Raw genomic sequence first — 23,179 nt, 5'->3', positions numbered from 1 at the left:
GACGCCGCGGACGACGCGCGTCTCGTGACGACCGTCGCGGACGAACACGTCCGCGTCCAGGGCGTCCCCACCGGCCTGTTCATCGGCGGCACCTGGCGTGCCTCGTCGAGCGGGTCCACCTTCGCCGTGCACGACCCGTCGACCGGCGCCGTGCTGGCCGAGGTCGCCGACGCCAGCGCCGAGGACGGCATCGCCGCGCTCGACGCCGCGGCCGCAGCGCAGGAGTCCTGGGCGGCAACGGCCCCGCGCACGCGTTCCGACATCCTCCGCCGGGCCTTCGACCTGGTGCACGAGCACACCGACGACCTGGCGGCCCTCATGTCGCTCGAGATGGGCAAGCCCCTGGCCGAGGCCCGGGGTGAGGTCGTCTACGGCGGCGAGTTCCTGCGCTGGTTCTCGGAGGAGGCCGTCCGCATCACCGGCGACTACCGCACGAACCCCGAGGGCACCGGCCGGGCGATCGTGCTGAAGCGTCCGGTCGGCCCCGTCTACGCCATCACGCCGTGGAACTTCCCGCTCGCGATGGCGACCCGGAAGATCGGCCCGGCGCTGGCCGCCGGTTGCACCGTGGTCGCGAAGCCTGCCGACCTGACCCCGCTGACGACCCTGTTCCTGGTCGAGCTGTTCCGCCGCGCGGGGCTGCCGGACGGTGTGCTCAACGTGATCCCGTCGAGCGACGCCAAGGGACTGTCCGGACCGATCATCGCCGACCCGCGCCTGCGCAAGCTCACGTTCACGGGCTCGACCCCGGTCGGGTCGGCACTGCTCAAGCAGGCGGCCGACAACGTGCTCAAGACGAGCATGGAGCTCGGCGGCAACGCTCCGCTGCTCGTGTTCGACGACGCCGACCTCGACACGGCTGTGGACGCCGCGATGCTCGCGAAGTTCCGGAACACGGGCGAGGCCTGCACCGCTGCGAACCGGTTCTTCGTGCAGGACGGCATCGCCGACGCGTTCGTCGCAGCCCTCACCGCGAAGGTCGACGCACTGCGCGTCGGCCGGGGCACCGAGGACGGGACGACGCTCGGACCGCTCATCGACGACCGCGCCGTGGACAAGGCCGCCGGGCTCGTCGACGACGCCGTCGGCCGGGGTGCGCGGCTCGTCACCGGCGGACACCGGATCGACCGTCCGGGCACGTTCTACGAGGCGACGGTGATCGACGACGTGCAGCCCGGCTCGGAGATCATGACGACGGAGATATTCGGACCGGTCGCGTCGGTCACGCGCTTCAGCACCGAGGACGAGGGCATCCGGCTCGCGAACGACACCGAGTACGGCCTCGTTGCCTACGCCTTCACGACCGACTTCCGGCGTGGTCAGCGGCTCGCCGAGCGCCTGGAGACCGGCATGCTCGGCCTGAACACGGGCGTCGTGTCGAACGCGGCGTTCCCGTTCGGCGGCGTGAAGTCGTCCGGCCTCGGCCGTGAGGGGGCACACGAGGGCATCGAGGAGTACCTCGAGACCGTCTACGTGCTCACCCCGGACCCGTTCGCCGCCTGAGCCTGCGCGTGGTCCCACGGTGCGGCCGCGGTGGACGCGGCCGCACCGACGCTCACACCAGCAGCTGGTGCTTCGCCAGGTTGCGGTAGAGCGGGGTCGACTGCACGAGCTCGGAGTGCGTGCCGCTGCCCACGACGCGGCCGCACTCGAGCACGACGATCACGTCGGAGTCGACCACGGTCGACAGCCGGTGGGCGATGACGAGGAGCGTGCGGTCTTCGGCGACGGCGTCGATCGCGAGCCGCATCTTCTGCTCGTTGACCCCGTCGAGGGACGACGTCGACTCGTCGAGCAGCAGGATCGGGGGAGCGGCGAGCAGCGCACGGGCGATGGCCAGGCGCTGCCGTTCCCCGCCGGAGAGCATCACGCCGTCCTCACCGACCTGCGCGTCGAGGCCGCGGGGGTCGCGGTGCAGGACCTCGCCGAGGTTGACCGCCTCGAGCACGCGGACGCAGTCGTCCTCGGTGGCGTCGGGCGACCCGAGCAGCAGGTTGGCGCGGATCGTGCCGGCGAGCACGGGTGCGTCCTGCTCGACGTAGCCGATCTGGGCACGGAGCTCGTCGCGGTCCATGCCGCGCACGTCGATGCCGCCCAGGCGGATGACGCCGTCGGTGGGGTCGTAGAACCGCTCGATCAGCGCCAGGGTCGTCGACTTGCCGGCACCGGACGGACCCACGAGTGCGACGCGCGACCCGCGCGGCACGCGGAACGACACGTCGTGGAGCACCACGTCGTCGACCGGTCGCTCGTCGTCGACGCGATCCGGGCCTCCTGGGTGATCCGCGGCGTCGGACGCGACCGCGCCGTCGGCACCCGAGGCGTCCGCCTGGCCGCGGTACCGGAACGACACGTGCTCGAACGCGATGGCGTCGTCGGTCGCGACCGCCGCAGCCGGCCGGACGGACGCGTCGTCCTGGGACTCGGTCGGCAGGTGCAGGATCTCCTCGATGCGGCCGAGGGCGCCGAGCGCCTGGGCGACGGCGACGACCGCGCCCATCGCCTGGCCGAGCGGCATGATCATCATGAAGAGCAGCAGGATGAACGTGATGAGCGTCGCGATGGTGATGGTGCCGGCCGCGACCTGCGCGCCGCCGACGCCCAGGACGGCGATGAACGCGACCTGCATGACGATGCTCGCGACGGGGACGACGAAGGCGGACATCTTGGCGATGTCGAGCCCCCGCTTGTACGCCTCGGTCGCGTGGCCGTCGACCTCGTGCACCTCGCGCTCGGTCGCGCCGGCTGCACGGATGGTGCGGACCGCGCCGATCCCGCGTTCGACCGCGGCGGTGAGGTCGCCGACCTTCTCCTGCGCGCGCTTCGACGCGACCCGGATGCGACGGCTCAGTCCGCCGACGACGACGATCGCGACCAGGACGATGACCACGACGATCACGAGCAACAGCGGGTCGATGACGGCCATCGCGATGACGGCGCCGACGAACGTCAGCGCGCCGCCGATCGACTCGATGAGCCCCTGGGTCAGGACGGCGCGCAGGAGCGTGGTGTCGCTGCCGACGCGGGACACCAGGTCGCCGGTGCGGCGGGTGTCGAACTCCGAGATGGGCAGGTTGAGGATGCGCGCGATGAGCTTGCGGCGGGTGGAGAGCACCACGCCCTCACCCGCGCGCTGCAGCAGGAAGTGCTGCACGCCGTTCAGCACGCCCGCGATCATGACGAGCCCGACCAGCAGCCACACGAGCGTGCTGAGGGTGTTGCCCTGCTGCACCGCCGTGATCACCTGGTTGACCAGCAGCGGCTGGGCGAGCGACGCCCCCGCGCCGAGGACGCTCAGCACGATGATGACCACCATCGCGGGCTTGTTCTCGAACAGGTAGGACAGCAGGCGACCGAACGTGGCGCGGGGGCCGTCGGAGGTCTTCGGGCGTGCGAAGGGGAAGCTCATCGTGCTCCTAGTTTCTGCCGTACTTCTTGTGCACTGCCTGTCGGCTGACACCGAGCAGCGTCGCGATCTCCTGCCACGATGCGCCGGCGGTGCGTGCACGGCGTGCGGCGAGTTCCTCGGCCCGGTCGAGCTCACGACGCAGCTCCCGCACGCTGGCGAGGGCGGAGAACGGGTCGTCCCCCGAGGCTCCGGCCGCGAGGCTCGTGATGGTCGGTCGGTCCACGCCTGTCAACGTACATTGACGCACCGACACTCGTCAATCTGGGTTGACGAGTGCCGGGTGAGGTGCGCAGACGCCGGCGTCTTCGTTCGACGCCGCCACGCGCGCGAGACGCCGCCGGATTCGGCGGCGTCTCGGCGGGCTTGCGGCGCCTTGCCGGTACGACGGCGTGTTGCGCAGGGCGGGGGCGCGAGGCACGCACACGACGGACGGGAGGCCCGGTGCCAGCTGGCATCCCTCCCTCGCAGGCTCGGTCGGCGCACCCCGCGCAACGCTTCGCGTCGCTGCTGAGCGGGGGCCTCCCGTCCCTCAGGTGGTCGCCGATCAGGCGTCGGCGATGTCCTTCGACTTCGTCTCGCGCACGAAGAGCAGCGCGACCAGCGTCACGACCGCGGCGATCGTCAGGTACAGGCCGACGAGGAAGATGTCGCCGTCCGGCCGCCAGAGCGCCAGCGCGACCGTCGGCGCGAGCGACGCACCGAGGATCGACGCGACGTTGTAGGCGATGGCCGAGCCGGTGTACCGGACGTTCGTCGGGAACAGCTCGGGCAGCAGCGCACCCATCGGGCCGAAGGTCAGACCCATCAGGGAGAGCCCCACGATGAGGAACGTCACCACCGTGATCGGCCCGCTCGACGCCGCGAACCAGAACTGGAACGTCAGGCCGAACAGCGCGATGCCGATCGTGGTCGGGATGAGGGTCTTGCGGCGGCCGAACCGGTCGGCGAGCAGGCCCGCGATCGGCGTGAAGATCCCGAAGAACACGACGCCGATCATCAGCAGCGTCAGGAACTCACCGCGGGAGTACCCGAGACCGACCTTCGGCACGAGCGCACTGTTCACGGTGCCGGTGGTGCCGTACTGCAGGGTGAACGTCGTCAGGAAGTAGAAGAGCACGTAGGTGGCGACCATGCCGAAGGTGCCGACGATGACGGCCTTCCACGAGGTGCGGAACACCCGGCCGAGCGGGACCTTCGCGACCGTGCCGGACTCCTGCACCCCGCGGAACACCGGCGACTCGACGAGCTTGAACCGCACGTACAGACCGATGATGACGAGCACCGCGGACAGCAGGAACGGGATGCGCCAGCCCCACGCCTGGAAGTCGGCGTTCGGGGTGCCGTCGGCACCGGCGGGCATCGCCGCGTTGATGGCGATGAACAGGCCGTTCGCGAGCAGGAAGCCGATGGGGGCACCGAGCTGCGGCATCGAGCCGAACACGCCGCGCTTGCCCTTCGGCGCGTTCTCGGTCGCGAGCAGCGCCGCACCGGACCACTCGCCGCCGAGGCCGACGCCCTGGGTGAAGCGCATCACGGCGAGCAGGACCGGAGCCCACACCCCGATGGTGTCGAACGTCGGCAGGCAGCCGATCAGGAACGTGGCCGTGCCCATCACGAGCAGCGACGCGACGAGGGTGGTCTTGCGGCCGATCCGGTCACCGAAGTGCCCGAAGATGATCGACCCGACCGGCCGGGCGAAGAACGCCAGGGCGAAGGTGACGAACGATGACAGCTGCGAGGCTGTCGGGTCCTCGTTGGGGAAGAACAGCGTGGGGAAGACGAGCACTGCGGCGGTCGCGTAGACGTAGAAGTCGTAGAACTCGATCGACGTGCCGACGAGGCTGGCGATGACGACGCGGGAGCGCGGGTTGCCGGCGGGGGCCGGAGCGGAGGTGGGCGTTGCGGGTGCCGGAGCGGCGGTCATGACAGGGCGGGGTCTTCCGTGCTGCGTGCTCCCGGGGGAGAGCACGAGGGTCCGGACGGCGGACACCGATCGGTTCGCGCGGGGTGGCGCGGGCACCGATCGGGTGCGTTCGGCTGAGGGGGACCGCTTGTGACGGAAGCCCGATCATACGACAGATGTCGTCTGGCTGCGAATCAGCCCAGAGTCAGCTGGTCGCGGCCGTCCGTTGCCCGTGCGCGCTCAGGCGCCGGCGCCGGCCCCGGCTTCGAGGTGCTCGGGCAGCTGGTGGCCCATCCGGTCGCGCTTGGTGTCGAGGTACCCGGCGTTCTGCGCCGAGATGCCGACGACGAGCGGCACGAGGGAGTCGACGGTGATGCCGTGCTCCTCGAGCTGGCGGCGCTTCTCGGGGTTGTTCGACAGCAGCCGGACGCGGGTGATGCCGAGGTCGGCGAGGATGCCCGCGGCACCGCCGTAGGCACGGGAGTCCGCAGGCAGCCCGAGCGCGAGGTTGGCGTCGAGCGTGTCGAGACCGTCTTCCTGCAGGCGGTAGGCCTTGAGCTTGTTGATGAGACCGATGCCGCGGCCCTCGTGCCCGCGCAGGTAGATCACCACGCCGCCCTCGGCCGCGATGGTGTCGAGCGCCGCGTCGAGCTGGGGGCCGCACTCGCACTTCAGCGAGCCGAAGGCCTCACCGGTCAGGCACTCGGAGTGCACGCGGACGAGCGCGCCGTCGGCGGGCAGCGAGCCGTCGGGCAGGGCGCCGATGATGGCGACGTGCTCCGCGCTCGTGACGAGGTCGCGGTAGGCGCGCATCTGGAAGGTGCCGTGGGTGGTCGGCACGTTCGTGGACACCTCGAAGTGGACCGGGCTCCCCGGCGTGGGTGAGGTCAGCGCGTCGGTCATGTGGTGCTCCGGTCGTTCGTGGGCCCGTCGTTCCCGAGCCCGGATGTCGCGTCGTGCTGCCGCTGCAGCTGGTGGTCGTGGTGCTGTGTCCGCTGCGGCCGGGCTCGGACCAGCAGGTCGGGGCCGAGGCTGGTGGTCGATAGTACGTCCAACCGGCGACGGTCGGAGATGCTTCCCACGCCCAGGTCGCCGAGGGCCACTCGGGGACCGCCGAGCAGGACCGGGGCGATGTACACGAGGTACTCGTCCACGAGTCCGGCGGCGATCAGCGCCGAGGCGACCGTCGGACCCCCTTCGACGAACACCGAGTGCACGCCGTGCCCACGCAGGGCTCCGAGCGACGTGGCCAGGTCGTGTCCGGGCAGGGCGATGAGTCCGCGCGGGTGCCGGCGGACCGCGGCGTCGTCGGGCACCGGGCGGTCGCCGAGCACCACGGCGAGCGGCTGGTCGGCGAGCAGCTCGCCGGCGTCGCCGCGGGCGGTCAGACTCGGGTCGTCCGCCAGGACGGTGCCGGTGCCGACGAGGATCGCGTCGTGGGCGGCACGCTGCTCGTGGACGTGCTGGCGGGCGGCGGCGCCGGTGATCCACTTGCTCGTCCCGTCGGCAGCGGCGGCACGCCCGTCGAGGCTGGACGCCCACTTCACGGTGACCCACGGGCGACCGAGCCGCACCGACAGGAGCCACCGTTCGAGGAACGCTTCGGCCTGGTCGGCCAGGACCCCGGAGACGACCCGGACCCCCGCTGCGCGCAGTCGGTCGGCGCCGCCGTGCACGTCGGCTCCGGGGTCGTCGATCGCGTACACGACCCGGGCGACTCCGGCGTCGAGCAGTGCCACGGCACAGGGGCCGGTGCGACCGACGTGGTTGCAGGGCTCGAGGGTGACGACCGCTGTCGCGCCGCGGAGCAGCGCCGGGTCGACCTTGGCCATCGCGTCGACCTCGGCGTGCGGGGTCCCGGCACCCTTGTGCCAGCCCTCGGCGAGGACCTCGCCGGTGGGGGACAGGATCACCGCGCCGACGCGTGCGTGGTCGCCGACAGCGGGTCCGAGGGCCGCGAGTTCGAGCCCGCGGCGCATCGCTCGGACCTCGGTGGGTCGTGCCGTGTCGCTCACGGGCCGAGCCTACCGGCGGCATTCGGGTGACGCGTCACCATGGTTGTGAGCGTGTTCAGACGACGGGCCACGGGAGGTCGGAGGCAGGTGCGCCGTCGGCGCGTCGGAGCGCCGTCCACGCCGCCGTGGGGCCCCCGTCCCGGTCCGGCACACGGGCTTCGCCGCGGCCCGTGTACGAGAACCCGGCCGCACGGGCGACAGCCGCCGACGCCGTGTTGCCCTCGTAGCACTCCCAGTAGACGTCCGGGGCGCCCTGCTCGAGCGCCCAGTCGACGACGAGCCGGACGGCGTCGTGCATGATCCCGGCGCCGCGCGCGGACGGCGCGAGCCAGAACCCGAGGTCGCGGCCGGCGGTGCGGTAGCTGATGATGCCCGCGAGCCACGTCGAGCCGGCGGGCCTGATCGCCCAGGTGTACTCACGGTCCGAGGCCCAGCCCGGGCCGACGAGCGCGTCGACGAAGGTGCGGGCGTCCTGTTCGCGGTACGGGTTCGGGACCGTTGTCCACCGGACGATCTCCGGGTCCTGACAGGCTTCGGTGATCGCCGCTGTGTCGGCGCGTGTGGGCAGGTCGAGCCGGACGCGCGCCGACTCGAGCGTGACGGGCTGCACGCTCAGCCGCGCGACCGCGGGACGAACCCGATGCGGTCGTAGACGCGGGCCAGGGTGTCCTGCGCGATGGACTCGGCACGGTCGGCACCGACGGCGAGCAGGCGGTCGAGCTCGGCCGGGTCGTCGAGCAGTTCGAGCGTGCGGGCGCGGACCGGTTCGAGCTCGGCCACGACGGCGTCGGCGACCTCGCCCTTCAGGTCGCCGTAGCCCTTGCCGGCGAACGACTCCTCGAGCGCGGCGATCGACGTGCCGGTGAACGCCGACAGGATCGACAGCAGGTTCGTCACACCGGGCTTGGCCTGGCGGTCGGCCCGGATCTCGCGCTCGTCGTCGGTGACGGCCGACTTGATCTTCTTCGCGGTGCGCTTCGGGTCGTCGAGCAGGCGGATGAGGCCGTTCTCCGACGCTGCGGACTTGCTCATCTTGCTGGTCGGGTCCTGCAGGTCGTAGATGCGCGCGGTCTCGGTCAGGATCCGCGCCTCGGGCGTGACGAAGGTGTCGCCGAACCGCGAGTTGAAGCGTCCGGCCAGGTCGCGGGTCAGCTCGACGTGCTGCCGCTGGTCGTCACCGACCGGCACGACCTTGGTGTCGTACAGCAGGATGTCGGCGGCCATCAGGATCGGGTAGGTGAAGAGCCCGACCGACGCCGCCTCGGCGCCCTGGCGCGCCGACTTGTCCTTGAACTGGGTCATCCGGCTCGCCTCGCCGAAGCCGGTCAGGGTGTTCAGCACCCAGGCGAGCTCGGCGTGTGCGGGGACGTGGGACTGCACGAACAGCGTCGCCTTCGACGGGTCGATGCCCGACGCGATGTACTGCGCGGCGGTGGCCCGGGTGTTCGCACGGAGCTCGGCAGGGTCCTGCGGGGACGTGATCGCGTGCATGTCGACGACGCAGTAGATGGCGTCGTAGTCGTCGAGCAGAGTCCTCCACTGCATGAGTGCCCCGACGTAGTTGCCGAGGTGCAGCGAGCCGGCGGACGGCTGGATGCCCGAGAAGATGCGGGTCTTGGTCATGGTGGTGCTCCGGTGCGTCAGGTGAAGCGAGAGAAGAGGGGTCAGAGTTCGTAGTCGACGACCACGGGGGCGTGGTCGGACCATCGCTGGTCGTACGCCGCAGCGCGGTCGACCGTGTACTCCGTGACCTTCGCGGCCAGGTCGGGCGTCGCCATCTGGTAGTCGATGCGCCAGCCCGTGTCGTTGTCGAAGGCCTGACCGCGCCACGACCACCACGTGAACGGCCCGTCGACGTCACCGGCCTGGGCGCGACCCACGTCGACCCACCCGAGGCCGGGACCCGTGGAGCCGTCGGCGCCGTCGACGGGCTCGCCGTCGGCACCGAAGAACCGCGAGAAGTAGGCACGCTCGCGCGGCAGGAAGCCGGCACGCTTGACGTTGCCCTTCCAGTTCTTGATGTCGCGCTGGTCGTGCCCGACGTTCAGGTCACCGACGACGACCGCGAGCGGGTTGTGCGCCCGGAGTGCGGGCAGCCGCTCGGTCATCGCGTCGAGGAACTTCCACTTCTCGTCCTGCTTGGGGGTGTCGACCTCGCCCGAGTGCACGTACGTCGAGACGACGGTCACGGTGGTGCCGCCGATCTCGTAGTCGGCTTCGAGCCACCGGCCGGCGGAGTCGAAGTCGTCCGGTCCGAGCGCGACGCGGTGGATCTGCGCCGAGTGTCGGGACGCGATGGCCACGCCGGCGCGACCCTTCGCGGTCGCCGGGTCGTGCACGATGTCCCACTCGTCGCCGAGCAGCGCCGTCAGGTCGTCGCTCGACGCGCGCACTTCCTGCAGGGCCAGCACGTCGACGTCACGGGTGGCGAGCCAGTCGCCCATGCCCTTGCGGAAGGCGGCGCGGACGCCGTTCACGTTGACGGATGCGAGGCGCAGGCGTGTCATGCAGAACACCTTATCGGCGGGTGCCGACAGCCCTGGACGCCCCCGACGGACGGACGGGAGGCACGGTGCCAGCTGGCACCGTGCCTCCCGTCCGCCCTGTGGTCGCGTGCAGGACGCGACCTGCGCGATCAGGCCGCGTCGTGGTCCGTCCCGAGGAACTCGACCAGGCTGTCCGCGGTGGTCTCGGCGTCGTCGCCCGAGACGGTGAGGGTGACCTCGTCGCCGTGCTCGATGCCGAGTCCGAGCAGGGCGAGGATGCTGCCGGCGTTCCCGGACTTGTCGCCCTTGGCGATCGTGACCTGGTGCCCCGACGCCGTCACGGTCTGGACGAAGAGGGAGGCGGGGCGAGCGTGCAGGCCGGATGCGCTGGCGACGGTCACGGTGCGGGTGGCTTCGGACATCGATGTACTCCTGTCGACGGGTGGTTGGCTCATGCTAGCGAGCGCTGGGTGGGCGGGAACGGGGCACGGTCAGGCTCGGCCGGGCCAGAAGACCTCGGTGCCGGCGGCCTCGACCTCGCGGACCAGGTCGAGGTTGACGGCGGGGTCGGTGATGATCGTGTCGATCGCGGCGAGCGGGGCGACGCGTCCGAACTCCTCGCGGCCGAACTTGGTGTGGTCGGCGAGCAGGATGCTCCGCCGTGCGGACTTGATCATCGCGCTCTTCACGGCGGCCTCGGCCACGTTGTGGGTCGTCAGGCCGCGCTCCGGCGTGATGCCGTTGATGCTGATGAAGGCGACGTCGACGCTGACCATGCCGATGAGCTGGTGCGTCCACGTGCCGACGCCGGCCAGCGAGTCGCTGCGGATGTTGCCGCCGAGCAGGTGCAGGTCGAGGCCCGGGCGGTTCGCGACGGCGGTGGCGACCGGCAGCGAGTGCGTGACGACCGTCAGGCCGCGGTCGGTCGGGAGCATCTCGGCCAGGCAGATGGTCGAGGTGCCGGCGTCGATCATGATCGAGCCGTTCTCGGGCAGTTCCGCCAGGGCGGCCTCGGCGATGACCATCTTCTCGGTCTGGTTGATGCCGCCGCGGTCACCGACGCCGGGGTGCAGGGTGATGCGCTCGACCGGGATCGCCCCGCCGTGCGCGCGCCGGACGAGGCCGCGGCGCTCGAGGCTCGTCAGGTCGCGGCGGATGGTCTCGGGCGTGACGGCGAGCAGCTCGGCCAGGTCCTTGACGTCCACCCGGCCCTGCGCGCGCGCCTGCTCGACGATGCGCTGGTGGCGTTCTGGTGCGTACATCGGACCTCGTCGTCTCGGGTCGGAACGGAACGGACATGTTCGGGCGCGACATCCGTGATGTCGGTGCCGTCGGTCGATCCGCCAGACGCAAACGGGCATCTGTTTCTGTATTTTTATCCCCGGATGTGTTTGTTTGTCAACGCTGATCGGGGTAGTGTGCTGATCAGCCGCACGGGCGTGGTCTGTTCCCGTGCCGCGTGCACCGAACGATCCACCCCACCGCAAGCGCGTGTGAGATGAAGGAGTCTCGAATGTCCGAACTGCTCGGCACCGGCGTCGGCCGTGGCGTCGCCCACGGCCCCGTGCTCCGGATGGCTGACCCGCTCGGCGAACCGTCGAAGGATGCCCTGGTGGGTTCTGCGGACGACGCGAAGCAGGCCGTGCACGACGCACTCGCCGCCGTGGCGGACGACCTCAACAAGCGCGGACAGCTCGCCGGTGGCGACGCCCAGGCCGTGCTCGAGGCCCAGGCGCTGATGGCGCAGGACCCGACGCTGCTCGACGACGTGCACGCCCGCATCGACGGCGGCACGAACGCCGAGCGTGCCGTGTACGAGGCCTTCGCACAGTTCCGCGACCTGCTCGTCGGCATGGGCGGCTACATGGGGGAGCGCGCGGCCGACCTCGACGACGTCGCCCAGCGCATCATCGCCAAGCTCCGCGGCGTGCACGCCCCCGGTGTCCCCGAGTCGGACACCCCTTTCGTCCTCGTCGCCCGCGACCTCGCACCGGCCGACACCGCCCTGCTCGACCTCGACAAGGTCCTGGCGCTCGTCACCCGTGACGGCGGCCCGACCTCGCACACCGCCATCCTCGCCCGTGCCAAGGGCATCACCGCAATCGTCGGTGTGACCGGTGCGGACGACCTGGTCGACGGCCAGTCCGTCGTGGTCGACGCCATCGCCGGCACGGTCGTGACCGACCCCGACGCCGCACTGGTCGCGGACGTCGAGCGCCGCATCGCCGACCGCCTCGCCGCCGCAGCGGCACCGCTCACCGCCGGTGCCCTCGCCGACGGCCACGTCGTGCCCCTGCTCGCGAACCTCGGCAGCCCCGCCGACGCCGCCGGCGCCGTTGCTCTCGGTGCGGAGGGCGTGGGGCTCTTCCGCACCGAGTTCCTCTTCCTCGACTCGCCCAAGGCCCCCACGGTCGACGAGCAGACCGAGTCGTACCGCCAGCTCCTCGCGGCGTTCCCCGGCAAGAAGGTGGTCGTGCGTGCGCTCGACGCCGGCGCCGACAAGCCGCTGCCGTTCCTCACCGACAAGGACGAGGAGAACCCCGCCCTCGGGCGCCGCGGTCTCCGTGCCCTGCGGAACCACCCCGAGGTCCTGCGCGACCAGCTCACCGCGCTCGCCCAGGCCGACGCCGCGACCGAGGCCGACCTGTGGGTGATGGCCCCGATGGTCGCCGACGCCGAGGAGACCGAGTACTTCGTCACCCTGGCGCGTGAGCTGGGCATCCGCACCGCGGGCGTCATGGCCGAGGTGCCGTCGCTCGCGCTGATGGCCGACCAGGTGTTCCAGAACGCCGACTTCGTGTCGATCGGCACGAACGACCTGACCCAGTACACGATGGCCGCCGACCGCATGCTCGGCACCGTCGCGTCCTACCAGGACCCGTGGCACCCCGCCGTCCTGCGCCTCGTCGCGCAGCTCGGCACCGCGGGCGCGACCGCCGGCAAGCCCGTCGGGATCTGCGGCGAGGCAGCAGCCGACCCGCTGCTCGCCGTCGTCCTGGTCGGTCTCGGCGCCACCACCCTCTCCATGACCCCCGCGGCCCTGGCCGACGTGCGCGCCGAACTCGGTCGCTACACGCTCGAACAGGCCCGCGAGATGGCGACGGCGGCACTCGCCGCGAGCACGGCGGCGGCCGCGAAGTCCGCTGCCGCGTCCGCGGTGCACGCCGCCTGACCCACCACTCCCAGCACCACCCTCCCAGCACCACGCAGCAGCTCCACCACACAGAAAGTCACCGCACATGACAACGTCGTCCGTTGCAGCGCCCGACGCACCCGCGAAGTCGCGGGGCGGCGCACGCGTCGCCGTTCAGAAGTTCGGCACGTTCCTCTCCGGCATGGTCATGCCCAACATCGCGATCTTCATCGCGTGGGGCATCATCACGGCCTTCTTCATCCCGGACGGCTGGACGCCGGTCGCAGCCCTCGGCGGGTCCCGCGACGGCAGTGTCGTGGGTGTCGTCGGCCCGATCCTGACGTACCTCATCCCGCTCGCGATCGCGTTCCAGGGTGGCCGCATGGTCTACGAGACCCGCGGTGCAGTCGTCGGCTCGATCTTCGCTATGGGCGTCATCCTCGGCTCCGACTCGACGATGATCCTCGGTGCGATGATCTGCGGGCCGCTCGGTGCGTACATCATCAAGCAGCTGGACCGTCTCTGGGACGGCAAGATCAAGCCGGGCTTCGAGATGCTGGTCAACAACTACGCCGCCGGCATCCTCGGGTTCGGGTTGTTCCTGGCCGGGTTCTTCTGGCTGTCGAAGGTCTTCACCGGGATCGCGACCGCACTGGGTGCAGCCGTCGAGTTCCTGATCAACCACTCCCTGCTCCCGCTCGCGAGCGTCTTCATCGAGCCGGCGAAGGTGTTCTTCCTCAACAACGCGATCAACCACGGCGTGCTCGACCAGCTCGGCGTGGACCAGGTCAAGGAGTCGGGCAAGTCGATCCTGTTCCTGCTCGAGGCGAACCCCGGCCCCGGCCTCGGCCTGCTGCTGGCGTTCACCATCTTCGGTGTCGGCATCGCTCGTTCGACCGCCCCCGGCGCGATCATCATCCAGTTCTTCGGCGGCATCCACGAGATCTACTTCCCGTACGTGCTGCAGAAGCCGGTCATGTTCATCGCGGTGATCCTCGGTGGCGGCACGGGCGTGCTGACGAACGTCATCTTCAACTCCGGCCTGACGGCACCTGCGTCCCCCGGGTCGATCTTCGCGGTGTTCCTGAACACGCCGCGGGACAGTTTCCTCGGCGTCATCCTGTCGGTCGTCCTGTCCGCGGCAGTCACGTTCGCGGTCGCGTCGTTCTTCCTCCTCGCCACCCGCAAGCGTGACCGCGAGATGGGCAACGACGGCGACATGAGCGCCGCGATGGCGAAGCTCCAGGCGAACAAGGGTCGCGACGTCAACTCCGCGACCGCCGGCCTGCTCGGCAACAACTCCCCGGCCAACGAGGAAGAGGCCGAGGCCTCCCTCGGCGGCGTCGGCTCGGCGAGCACGGCGACGGCGACGAAGGTCCAGAACCTGGTCTTCGCCTGCGACGCCGGCATGGGCTCCAGCGCCATGGGTGCCAGCGTCCTGCGCAACAAGATCAAGAAGGCGGGCATCGAAGGGGTCACGGTCTCCAACAAGGCGATCGCGAACCTGTCCGGTGACGAGGACCTGATCATCACGCAGGAAGAGCTGACGGACCGCGCGAAGCAGAAGAACCCGAACGCGCAGCACGTGTCGGTCGGCAACTTCATGAACGCGCCGCAGTACGACCAGGTCGTCGAGCAGCTGAAGAACCAGTAACGCCACAACCAGTAACGAAGTGCAGTATCGGAGGGGACGGGGCTGACCCGTCCCCTCCATCACGTCCTCAACACAAGGAGAACCCCCGATGCCCGTCCTGCAGGAGAGCCAGATCCGCATCCACACCGAGGACACCGCGCCGACCAAGTCGGAGGCGATGAAGGAGGCGGCCGAGATCCTCGAAGCTGCGGGCGCGGTCACGGCCGACTACTACCCGGCGATGCTCGAGCGTGAGAAGAGCGTGTCCACCTACATGGGCAACTTCCTCGCCATCCCGCACGGCACCAACGACGCGAAGGACGCCATCAAGTCGTCCGCCCTGTCGTTCATCCGCTACGCCAGCCCGATCGACTGGGACGGCAACCCCGTGCGCTTCGTCGTCGGCATCGCCGGCGTGAACAACGAGCACCTCGACATCCTGTCGAAGATCGCGATCGTGTTCTCCGACGAGGACGAGGTCCAGAAGCTCACCGACGCCGCCGACACCGCCGCGATCCTGGCGATCCTCGGCGAGGTCAACGAGTGAGCACCAGCACCGCCGTCCACTTCGGCGCCGGCAACATCGGCCGTGGCTTCGTCGGGCTCCTGCTCCACCAGGCCGGGTACGAGGTCGTCTTCGCCGACGTCGCCGCCCCGCTCATCGACGCCCTGGCCGCAGCCGACTCGTACACCGTGCACGAGGTCGGGTCCGGCGCCCAGGACCACGAGGTCACGGACTTCCGCGCACTGAACAGCGCGCAGGACGAGGACGGCGTGGTCGCCGAGATCGCGACGGCCGCGATCGTCACGTGCGCCGTCGGCCCGAACGTCCTGAAGTTCATCGCCCCGGTCATCGCACGCGCGCTGGTCGCCCGTGACGCGGACGCCGCACCGATCGCCGTGATGGCATGCGAGAACGCCCTGAACGCCACGGACCGCCTGCGCGAGTTCATCGTCGCTGCCCTGCCCGAGGACGGCCGCGACGCCGCCCTGGCGAAGGCCGTGTTCGCGAACACCGCCGTCGATCGCATCGTGCCCGCGCAGCCCGAGGGCGGCGGACTCGACGTGACCGTGGAGACCTACTTCGAGTGGGCCATCGACCGCACACCGTTCGGTGGGAACGAGCCGGAGATCCCCGGCGCGCACTACGTCGACGGCCTCGCCGCCTCGATCGAGCGCAAGCTCTTCACGGTCAACACCGGACACGCCACCGTCGCGTACCACGGCTTCGTCGCCGGGGCCGACAAGATCTCGGACGCCATCGCGATCCCCGCCGTGCGCTCCGAGCTCGAGTCCGTACTCGCTGAGACGAGCGATCTGCTGGTCCGCCGGCACGAGCTCGACCCCGAGGTGCACCGCGCCTACGTGCAGGCGATCATCGGCCGGTTCGAGAACCCGCACCTGCCCGACACGGTGACGCGCGTCGGCCGACAGCCGCTCCGCAAGCTGTCGCGTGACGAGCGGTTCGTCTCGCCCGCCGCAGCGCTGGCCGATGACGGCACCGAACCGACCGCGCTGCTCGACGCGATGGCAGCTGCGCTCCGCTTCGACGTCGCGGACGACGAACAGAGCGTCGAACTGCAGGCCCTCCTGGCCTCGGACACGTCGGACGCCGACGTGGCCACGCAGATCACCGGTCTCGGTGCGGAGCACCCGCTGCACGCCGCGTTCGCCGACCGGATCCGGTCCGCACGCGCCTGACGACGTCAGCACCGACGAACGGGAGGCCCGTCACCAGCTGGTGACGGGCCTCCCGTCCGTCCCGGGGCCGCGACGCGTAGCGTCGCCCGCATGACGAAGCACTGGGTCGCCCCACGGTTCGGCGGCAGCGAAGTCCTGGAGTACGCCGACACCGAGGTGCCGGCGCCCGGCCCCGGCGAGGTCACGATCGCCGTCCGCGCCGCCGGCATGAACCCTGCTGACACGAAGCACACCCGCCAGGGAGACCCCGCGGACCTGCCGATCGCCGTCGGGTACGAGGTCGCCGGTGTCCTGTCCGCCGTCGGCCCCGACACCGAGATCGCGTCCGGCGGGGGAGCGGTCGGCGACGAGGTCCTCGCCTTCCGCATCAGCGGCGGCTGGGCCGAGTCGGTCACGGTGCCCGCGGCCGACGTCTTCGCGAAGCCCGCCGCGCTCGGTTTCGCGGAGGCCGCCAACCTGCTCCTCGCCGGCTCGACCGCCGCCGACATGCTCCGCGTCACCCGCGCCGAGGGGCGCGACACCGTCCTGGTGCACGGCGCCTCGGGCGCGGTCGGCGTCAGCCTGCTCCAGCAGCTGCGGCTGCTGGGCACGCGCGTCATCGGCACCGCGTCGGAGCGTGGTGCGGACGTCGTGCGACGCTTCGGTGGCGAATGGGTCGCGTACGGCGACGGCCTGGAGGCGCGTGTCCGTGATCTCGCCCCCTCTGGCATCGACGTGGCACTGGACTGCGTCGGCACCGACGAGGCCGTCGACGTCTCGCTCGCGTTGGTCGCGGACCGGTCACGGATCGTGACGATCGCCGCGCAGGCGCGGGCCGCATCGGACGGCATCGCCGCCGTGGGTGGGGCGCAGCCGGCCAGCAAGGCGTTCCGGGACTCGGTGCGGCAGCGGCTCATCGACCTCGCCGGTGCCGGAGGGCTCGAGGTCCCGGTCGCGCGGACGTTCCCGTTGTCCGAGGCGAAGGCGGCGGCGGAGTTGCTGGAGTCCGGGCACCCCGGCGGCAAGCTCGCCCTCCTGCCCTGACGCGAGACCGAGCCGGGTGTCGTCCCCGCGGATGACGCTCGCCGGCTCGGGGGAGTGCCACACTCTGTGTGGACCGACAGCCCGCGCCGGAAGGAACGCACGCATGAGTGACCAGTACCCACCCAGGGACCCGTACGGGCAGCAGCCGGGTCAGTCCGGCCAGCAGCCGTGGGGGCAGCCGGGTCAGCAGCCTCCAGGGCAGTACGGGCAGCCCGGTCCGGCTCAGCCGAGTGGTGGGAGATCCGAGCCGCCGCTCTGGGCGCCCTGGTACGGCATCCCCTTCCCCCAGGCGTTCCTGCGGTTCTGGAAGAAGTACGTGCGCTTCGACGGTCGGGCCAGCCAGTCGGAGTACTGGTTCTGGGCGCTCTGGTACCTGATCGGCTCGGCGGCCGCCGGCATCATCGGCAGCGGGTTCGACGTGTTGCCGTTCGTCAACGACGGCTCGGACGGACTCGGCAGCCTCTGGAGCCTCGCCTGCGCCCTCGGGTTCATCGCGTTGACCGTGCGCCGGCTGCACGACGTGAACCTCAGCGGCATGTTCGCGCTGTTCTTCATCATCCCGCCCATCGGCATCCTGTTCTCGTTGATCATCGGCCTGATGTCGACGAACCCGCAGGGGCAGCAGTACGACCGACCGCAGCAGGGGTAGCGCGGCGGATCGGCCCTGCCGCCCGCTCGGGAGTTCTGGTTGACTCGGACGTGTACATCAGCCAACACTCGAGGGGGACCACGTGAGCGACCAGTACCCGCAGGATCCGAACAACCAGCCGAACGCCCAGTTCGGTGGCACGCCGCAGTACGGCCAGCAGCCGCCGACCGGGCCCGACGGGGAACCGCCGCTGTGGGCACCGTGGTACGGGATCTCGTTCGGCAAGGCCGTCGGCCGCTTCTTCAAGAAGTACGCGACCTTCAGCGGTCGCGCCAGCCGGAGCGAGTTCTGGTGGTGGTACCTGGCCAACGGGATCATCGGCATCGTCCTCGGCATCCTGTACGGCATCGGCATCGCCACCTCCGAACGCTCGACCGTGTCGATGTCGACTGCGACGTCCACCAGCGTCCAGTCGACCGTCACCGAGCCGTCCGCCCTCTTCGTCATCGTCGGCATCGTCGCCCTGCTCTGGGGCCTGGCGATCATCGTCCCGACGCTCGCCCTCGGCTGGCGCCGACTGCACGACGCGAACCTCCCCGGTGCGCTGTGGATCATCGCGCTCTTCGTCGGCATCGTCGGCATCGTCTTCGGTCTGCTGCCCTCGAACCCGCAGGGCGCGCGGTACGACCGTCCGCAGGGTGTCCGATGACCGAGAGCACGCAGCAGTGGACGCCCGCGGAGCAGACCGGTCAGTCGACCGGCGCCGCGGGCGTCCCGCCGCGATGGGCTCCGTGGTACGGCATCTCGTTCCCGAAGGCCATCGCCCGCTTCTTCGCGAAGTACGCCACGTTCAGCGGTCGTGCGAGTCGGAGTGAGTTCTGGTGGTGGTTCCTGGCGAACACGATCGTCACCGGGGCCCTGGTGACCATCGGCGCCGTCATCCGCCTCACCACGCTCAACGCCCGGACGGTCGACTACTACGGCACTGCGTACCAGGTGGTGGACCCGGTCCCGCCGATCTTCTGGGTGGTGCTCGTCCTGCTGGTGCTCTGGGGCCTCGCGACCCTGGTGCCGTCGCTCGCCCTGGGCTGGCGACGCCTGCACGACGCGAACCTGTCCGGTGCACTGTGGATCATCGCGCTGTTCATCGGCGTCGCCGGTGTCGTCTTCGGACTGCTGCCGTCGAACCCGCAGGGCGCTCGGTACGACCGTCCGGACACGAGCCGATGAGCAACGACGGGACGCCGCAGTGGGGCCAGCCGGGCGGCGACCAGCCGCAGGGGCAGCCCGGGTACGGGCAGCAGCCTGGGTACGGGCAGCAGCCGGGCTACGGGCAGCAGCCCGGGTACGGGCAGCAGCCTGGGTACGGGCAGCAGCCTGGGTACGGGCAGCAGCCGTACGCCCAGCCCTACGTCGACCCGTACCCGCAGTTCGCGCAGCCGATCCCGCTCGGGCCTGATGGCACCCCGCCGCTCTGGGCGCCGTGGTACGGCATCGGGTTCCTCGATGCGTTCACGCGGTTCTTCAAGAAGTACGCCCGGTTCGACGGGCGCGCCAGTCGGAGTGAGTTCTGGTACTTCGTCCTCGCCAACGCCATCGTGACCATCGTGTTGTTCGGCGGGTTCTACGCCGTCCTGTTCGCGACGGTCGGGGCGAGTAGCGGCGTCGACGAGTACGGCAACCCCACGGGGAGCAGCGCTCCGTCGCCGTTCGCCTTCGTGCTGCTCGGCCTCTCCTTCCTGTGGTGGCTCGCCACGATCGTGCCGGGCATCGCGCTGGGCTGGCGTCGCGTGCACGACGCGAACCTGGCAGGCCCGTTCTGGCTGATCGCGCTGTTCGTCAGCGCGGCTGCGATCGTGTTCGGCTGCCTGCCGTCGAACCCGGCCGGCGCGCAGTACGACCGCCCTGACCTGCGGTAGCTCCACGAACGAGAACAGCCCACCCCACGCATCGAGCGCAGGGTGGGCTGTTCTCGTTGGACGGTCAGACCACCCGGAGACGGACGAGCGCGCCGTCGACGACCAGGTCGCGCACGGTGGCGGACGGGTCGGCGATCTGGAAGCGCAGGGCACCGCCCGGCTGCTCGAACCACGGCTGGACGAAGCGGACGTTCACCAGGAACGGCCGGTCGACGACGTAGCGGTGCGTCTCGGGCGACGAGGTCACGTGCGGCGGCAGCGAGCGGCTGGGCAGCGGGGTGTCGAGCGGGTGGAGCAGGTAGCCGTCCGGGCCACCGATGCGGTCGACGGGGACGCCGGCCGGGATCTGGATGGTCAGGCCCTGTTCGCCCGCCTGGGAGACCTGCTGCGCGAGCTGCGGGTAGGTCGACGCCGCACGGTCACGGAGCCCGTCGAGCTCGTGGCGGGGGATGTCGCGCGGCTGCGGGAACGGACGGTTCAGGAACCGGCGCAGCATCTCCACGGCGTCGTCCTCGCCCGTCGCCTGCGCGAGCCGACGAGCCGTGCCGTAGTCGACGACCTCGAGCGCGTAGTCGGAGGCGTCGGTCTGGACGATGCGGAGCGCCCCCTCGACCGGCGGTTCGTGCAGGGTCTCACCGGGGAGCTGCACGTACCGGGTCGTGTAGCCGAGCTGGTCGAGGATGGGGCGGGTGTCCGCGAACGTCATGGTCGGGAGCCTATCGGTCGGCGTGGTGCGGAGCTTGGACGGAGCCGGGACTACGCCCGACCCCGCATGATCGCCTGCTTGACCTCGGAGATCGCCTTCGTCACCTGGATTCCGCGAGGGCACGCGTCGGTGCAGTTGAAGGTTGTCCGGCAGCGCCAGACGCCTTCCTTGTCGTTGAGGATGTCGAGACGGACGTTCGCGGCGTCGTCGCGGGAGTCGAAGATGAAGCGGTGGGCGTTCACGATCGCGGCGGGGCCGAAGTACTGCCCGTCGGTCCAGAACACCGGGCAGGACGACGTGCACGCCGCGCAGAGGATGCACTTCGTGGTGTCGTCGAACCGGGCGCGGTCGGCGACGGACTGCACACGCTCCTTGCCGGGCGTCGGGGCCGACGAGGACTGCAGGAACGGCTGCACCTCGCGGTAGCTCTGGAAGAAGGGCTCCATGTCGACGACGAGGTCCTTCTCGAGCGGCAGGCCCTTGATCGCCTCGACGTAGATCGGCTTCGAGACGTCGAGGTCCTTGATCAGGGTCTTGCACGCCAGACGGTTCCGACCGTTGATGCGCATCGCGTCGGAGCCGCAGACACCGTGCGCGCAGGAACGCCGGAAGGTCAGGGACCCGTCCTGCTCCCACTTGATCTTGTGCAGGGCGTCGAGGATGCGGTCGGTCGGCAGCATCATGACGTCGAAGTCCTGCCAGCGCGGCTCGTCGTCGACGTCGGGATCGAAGCGACGGACGATGACCGTGACGGAGAAGGATCCGGGAGGGGCGTCCTGCACGGTGTCGGTGCGGGGTGCTTCGGAGACCAGGGTGTCGGTCATCTCAGTACTTCCTCTCCATCGGCTGGTACCGCGTGATGACGACAGGCTTCCAGTCGAGCGTGATGTGGTCGTCGGCGAGTGACGAGTGCGGGTCGCCCGTCAGGTACGCCATGGTGTGCTGCATGTAGTTCTCGTCGTCGCGCTTGGGGTAGTCGTCGCGCATGTGTCCGCCGCGGCTCTCCTTGCGGTTGCGTGCGGAGTAGACGACGACCTCGGCCAGGTCGAGCAGGAACCCGAGCTCGACGGCCTCGAGCAGGTCGGTGTTGAACCGCTTGCCCTTGTCCTGCACGGAGACCTGCATGAAACGGTTGCGCAGTGTGTGCAGGGTCTCGGTGACACGGGCGAGCGACTCGTCCGTGCGGAACACCTGCGCGTTCTTGTCCATCTCCTCTTGCAGTTCCTTGCGGAGGGCAGAGACGCGCTCGGTGCCGGTGGAGGCGCGGAGCTGGTCGAGCATGCCGCGGACGCCAGCAGCCGGGTCTTCCGGCAGCGGGAGGAACTCGGCGGTCTGGACCCACTCGGCGGCGTTGTTGCCCGAGCGCTTGCCGAAGACGTTGATGTCGAGCAGCGAGTTCGTGCCGAGACGGTTCGAGCCGTGCACGGAGACGCAGGCGCACTCGCCGGCGGCGTACAGCCCGGGGACGACGGTGGTGTTGTCGTACAGGACCTCGGCCTTGACGTTCGTCGGGATCCCGCCCATCGCGTAGTGCGCGGTCGGCATGACGGGGACCGGCTCGACGACGGGGTCGACACCGAGGTACGTCCGGGCGAACTCGGTGATGTCCGGCAGCTTCGTCTCGAGGACCTCGGCACCCAGGTGCGTGCAGTCGAGCAGCACGTAGTCCTTGTTCGGACCGGCGCCGCGACCTTCTGCCACTTCCTGCACCATGCAGCGCGCGACGATGTCACGCGGAGCGAGGTCCTTGATGGTGGGGGCGTACCGCTCCATGAAGCGCTCACCCGAGGCGTTCCGGAGGATCGCGCCCTCACCGCGGGCACCCTCGGTCAGCAGGATCCCGAGCCCTGCGAGGCCGGTCGGGTGGAACTGGAAGAACTCCATGTCCTCGAGCGGCAGGCCCTTGCGCCAGACGATGCCGACGCCGTCGCCGGTCAGGGTGTGCGCGTTCGAGGTGGTCTTGTACATCTTGCCGAAGCCACCGGTCGCGAAGATCATCGCCTTGGCGTGGAAGACGTGGAGCTCACCGGTCGCGAGCTCGAACGCGACGACGCCGGCCGGCTGCTGGCGGGTGACGCCGTCCTCGCCGACGACGTCGACCATGATGAGGTCGAGTGCGTAGAACTCGTTGTAGAACTCGACGCCGAGCTTCACGCAGTTCTGGAACAGCGTCTGCAGGATCATGTGCCCGGTGCGGTCGGCGGCGTAGCAGGCCCGGCGGACCGGGGACTTGCCGTGGTCGCGGGTGTGCCCACCGAAACGACGCTGGTCGATCTTGCCCTCGGGCGTGCGGTTGAACGGCAGGCCCATGTTCTCGAGGTCGATGACGGCGTCGATCGCCTCTTTCGCGAGGATCTCGGCGGCGTCCTGGTCGACCAGGTAGTCGCCGCCCTTGATCGTGTCGAAGGTGTGCCACTCCCACGAGTCCTCTTCGACGTTCGCGAGGGCTGCGGCCATACCGCCCTGCGCCGCACCGGTGTGCGACCGGGTGGGGTAGAGCTTCGAGATGACGGCCGTCTTCGCCTTCGGGCCGGCTTCGATCGCGGCTCGCATGCCCGCGCCTCCGGCGCCGATGATGACGATGTCGAACTGGTGGTGGTGGACGGTGGTCTCGGTCACAGGGGTCTTTCCGTAGACGGTGGGAACGCGGGCAGCAACGGTG

General features: G+C 70.3%; 22 protein-coding genes and 1 pseudogene. 10 read left to right on the top strand and 13 right to left on the bottom strand.

Annotated elements, in window-relative coordinates; translation table 11 throughout:
• The first annotated feature begins 24 nt into the window (after positions 1-24).
• Positions 25-1,503 carry an NAD-dependent succinate-semialdehyde dehydrogenase gene (locus BOSE127_RS06970; protein ID WP_031260549.1) on the top strand — a complete coding sequence of 493 codons (1,479 nt, stop codon included), beginning with the start codon at positions 25-27 and terminating at the stop codon, positions 1,501-1,503.
• A 52-nt stretch (positions 1,504-1,555) separates the two neighbouring features.
• On the opposite strand, the gene BOSE127_RS06965 is transcribed toward BOSE127_RS06970, so the two are convergent.
• From BOSE127_RS06965 to BOSE127_RS06920, 10 genes and pseudogenes are all read right to left on the bottom strand, one after another.
• Positions 1,556-3,409 (bottom strand): ABC transporter ATP-binding protein, encoded by a 1,854-nt coding sequence (locus BOSE127_RS06965; protein ID WP_159556690.1) that lies wholly within the window; start codon positions 3,407-3,409, stop codon positions 1,556-1,558.
• 7 nt (positions 3,410-3,416) lie between these two features.
• Positions 3,417-3,632, bottom strand: coding sequence for a helix-turn-helix domain-containing protein (locus BOSE127_RS06960; protein ID WP_017888718.1), 216 nt, complete (start codon positions 3,630-3,632; stop codon positions 3,417-3,419).
• A gap of 321 nt (positions 3,633-3,953) precedes the next feature.
• Positions 3,954-5,333, bottom strand: coding sequence for an MFS transporter (locus BOSE127_RS06955; protein ID WP_159556688.1), 1,380 nt, complete (start codon positions 5,331-5,333; stop codon positions 3,954-3,956).
• A gap of 219 nt (positions 5,334-5,552) precedes the next feature.
• Positions 5,553-6,182: pseudogene (gene ribA, locus BOSE127_RS06950) on the bottom strand (GTP cyclohydrolase II); the annotation flags it as partial.
• Positions 6,183-6,211: 29 nt separating this feature from the next.
• Entirely contained in the window at positions 6,212-7,291 is a 1,080-nt protein-coding gene (gene ribD / locus BOSE127_RS06945; RefSeq protein ID WP_236559586.1) for a bifunctional diaminohydroxyphosphoribosylaminopyrimidine deaminase/5-amino-6-(5-phosphoribosylamino)uracil reductase RibD, read from the bottom strand.
• A 91-nt stretch (positions 7,292-7,382) separates the two neighbouring features.
• A complete protein-coding gene (locus BOSE127_RS06940; RefSeq protein ID WP_052481769.1) occupies positions 7,383-7,937 on the bottom strand; it encodes a GNAT family N-acetyltransferase in 555 nt (184 codons plus the stop codon).
• A 2-nt stretch (positions 7,938-7,939) separates the two neighbouring features.
• On the bottom strand, positions 7,940-8,950 hold the full coding sequence (gene trpS, locus BOSE127_RS06935) for a tryptophan--tRNA ligase (RefSeq protein ID WP_071251841.1): 1,011 nt from the start codon (positions 8,948-8,950) through the stop codon (positions 7,940-7,942).
• 41 nt (positions 8,951-8,991) lie between these two features.
• Positions 8,992-9,834 carry an exodeoxyribonuclease III gene (locus BOSE127_RS06930; RefSeq protein ID WP_071251840.1) on the bottom strand — a complete coding sequence of 281 codons (843 nt, stop codon included), beginning with the start codon at positions 9,832-9,834 and terminating at the stop codon, positions 8,992-8,994.
• A 128-nt stretch (positions 9,835-9,962) separates the two neighbouring features.
• Positions 9,963-10,235 carry an HPr family phosphocarrier protein gene (locus BOSE127_RS06925; protein WP_017888725.1) on the bottom strand — a complete coding sequence of 91 codons (273 nt, stop codon included), beginning with the start codon at positions 10,233-10,235 and terminating at the stop codon, positions 9,963-9,965.
• Positions 10,236-10,304: 69 nt separating this feature from the next.
• Entirely contained in the window at positions 10,305-11,075 is a 771-nt protein-coding gene (locus BOSE127_RS06920; protein ID WP_017888726.1) for a DeoR/GlpR family DNA-binding transcription regulator, read from the bottom strand.
• A gap of 251 nt (positions 11,076-11,326) precedes the next feature.
• Between BOSE127_RS06920 and ptsP the strand changes: the two genes are divergently transcribed.
• From ptsP to BOSE127_RS06875, 9 genes are all read left to right on the top strand, one after another.
• Positions 11,327-12,985 carry a phosphoenolpyruvate--protein phosphotransferase gene (gene ptsP, locus BOSE127_RS06915; protein ID WP_017888727.1) on the top strand — a complete coding sequence of 553 codons (1,659 nt, stop codon included), beginning with the start codon at positions 11,327-11,329 and terminating at the stop codon, positions 12,983-12,985.
• A gap of 67 nt (positions 12,986-13,052) precedes the next feature.
• Positions 13,053-14,600 carry a PTS mannitol transporter subunit IICB gene (locus BOSE127_RS06910; RefSeq protein WP_071251839.1) on the top strand — a complete coding sequence of 516 codons (1,548 nt, stop codon included), beginning with the start codon at positions 13,053-13,055 and terminating at the stop codon, positions 14,598-14,600.
• Between the two features lie 88 nt (positions 14,601-14,688).
• Positions 14,689-15,126: a PTS sugar transporter subunit IIA gene (locus tag BOSE127_RS06905; RefSeq protein ID WP_017888729.1), complete on the top strand. Its 438-nt coding sequence runs from the start codon at positions 14,689-14,691 to the stop codon at positions 15,124-15,126.
• The gene (locus tag BOSE127_RS06900) at positions 15,123-16,280 is read left to right on the top strand and encodes a mannitol-1-phosphate 5-dehydrogenase (RefSeq protein ID WP_159556684.1); all 1,158 of its coding nucleotides are present in this window, start codon (positions 15,123-15,125) and stop codon (positions 16,278-16,280) included. Before BOSE127_RS06905 ends, BOSE127_RS06900 begins: the two co-directional genes overlap by 4 nt.
• Before the next feature lie 90 nt (positions 16,281-16,370).
• A complete protein-coding gene (locus tag BOSE127_RS06895; RefSeq protein WP_159556682.1) occupies positions 16,371-17,303 on the top strand; it encodes an NADP-dependent oxidoreductase in 933 nt (310 codons plus the stop codon).
• 103 nt (positions 17,304-17,406) lie between these two features.
• Complete coding sequence (locus tag BOSE127_RS06890; protein ID WP_159556680.1) at positions 17,407-17,952, top strand: DUF805 domain-containing protein; 546 nt, start codon at positions 17,407-17,409, stop codon at positions 17,950-17,952.
• Positions 17,953-18,034: 82 nt separating this feature from the next.
• On the top strand, positions 18,035-18,601 hold the full coding sequence (locus tag BOSE127_RS06885) for a DUF805 domain-containing protein (RefSeq protein ID WP_017888733.1): 567 nt from the start codon (positions 18,035-18,037) through the stop codon (positions 18,599-18,601).
• Positions 18,598-19,122: a DUF805 domain-containing protein gene (locus BOSE127_RS06880; RefSeq protein ID WP_071251836.1), complete on the top strand. Its 525-nt coding sequence runs from the start codon at positions 18,598-18,600 to the stop codon at positions 19,120-19,122. Before BOSE127_RS06885 ends, BOSE127_RS06880 begins: the two co-directional genes overlap by 4 nt.
• Positions 19,119-19,811 carry a DUF805 domain-containing protein gene (locus BOSE127_RS06875; protein WP_056070800.1) on the top strand — a complete coding sequence of 231 codons (693 nt, stop codon included), beginning with the start codon at positions 19,119-19,121 and terminating at the stop codon, positions 19,809-19,811. Before BOSE127_RS06880 ends, BOSE127_RS06875 begins: the two co-directional genes overlap by 4 nt.
• Before the next feature lie 64 nt (positions 19,812-19,875).
• On the opposite strand, the gene BOSE127_RS06870 is transcribed toward BOSE127_RS06875, so the two are convergent.
• Genes BOSE127_RS06870 through sdhA form a run of 3 tightly spaced genes read right to left on the bottom strand, consistent with a single transcriptional unit; the run spans position 19,876 to position 23,136 of the window.
• Positions 19,876-20,517 carry a TNT domain-containing protein gene (locus BOSE127_RS06870; protein WP_031260557.1) on the bottom strand — a complete coding sequence of 214 codons (642 nt, stop codon included), beginning with the start codon at positions 20,515-20,517 and terminating at the stop codon, positions 19,876-19,878.
• A gap of 50 nt (positions 20,518-20,567) precedes the next feature.
• Complete coding sequence (locus BOSE127_RS06865; protein ID WP_017888736.1) at positions 20,568-21,341, bottom strand: succinate dehydrogenase iron-sulfur subunit; 774 nt, start codon at positions 21,339-21,341, stop codon at positions 20,568-20,570.
• 1 nt (position 21,342) lies between these two features.
• Complete coding sequence (gene sdhA, locus BOSE127_RS06860; protein ID WP_042538838.1) at positions 21,343-23,136, bottom strand: succinate dehydrogenase flavoprotein subunit; 1,794 nt, start codon at positions 23,134-23,136, stop codon at positions 21,343-21,345.
• Positions 23,137-23,179 lie beyond the last annotated feature (43 nt).

Source organism: Curtobacterium sp. 8I-2 (assembly GCF_902506155.1).
GTDB lineage: Bacteria > Actinomycetota > Actinomycetes > Actinomycetales > Microbacteriaceae > Curtobacterium > Curtobacterium poinsettiae.
The sequence above is the reverse complement of the archived record's forward strand: the minus strand, read 5'-3'. Positions and strand labels throughout refer to the sequence as shown.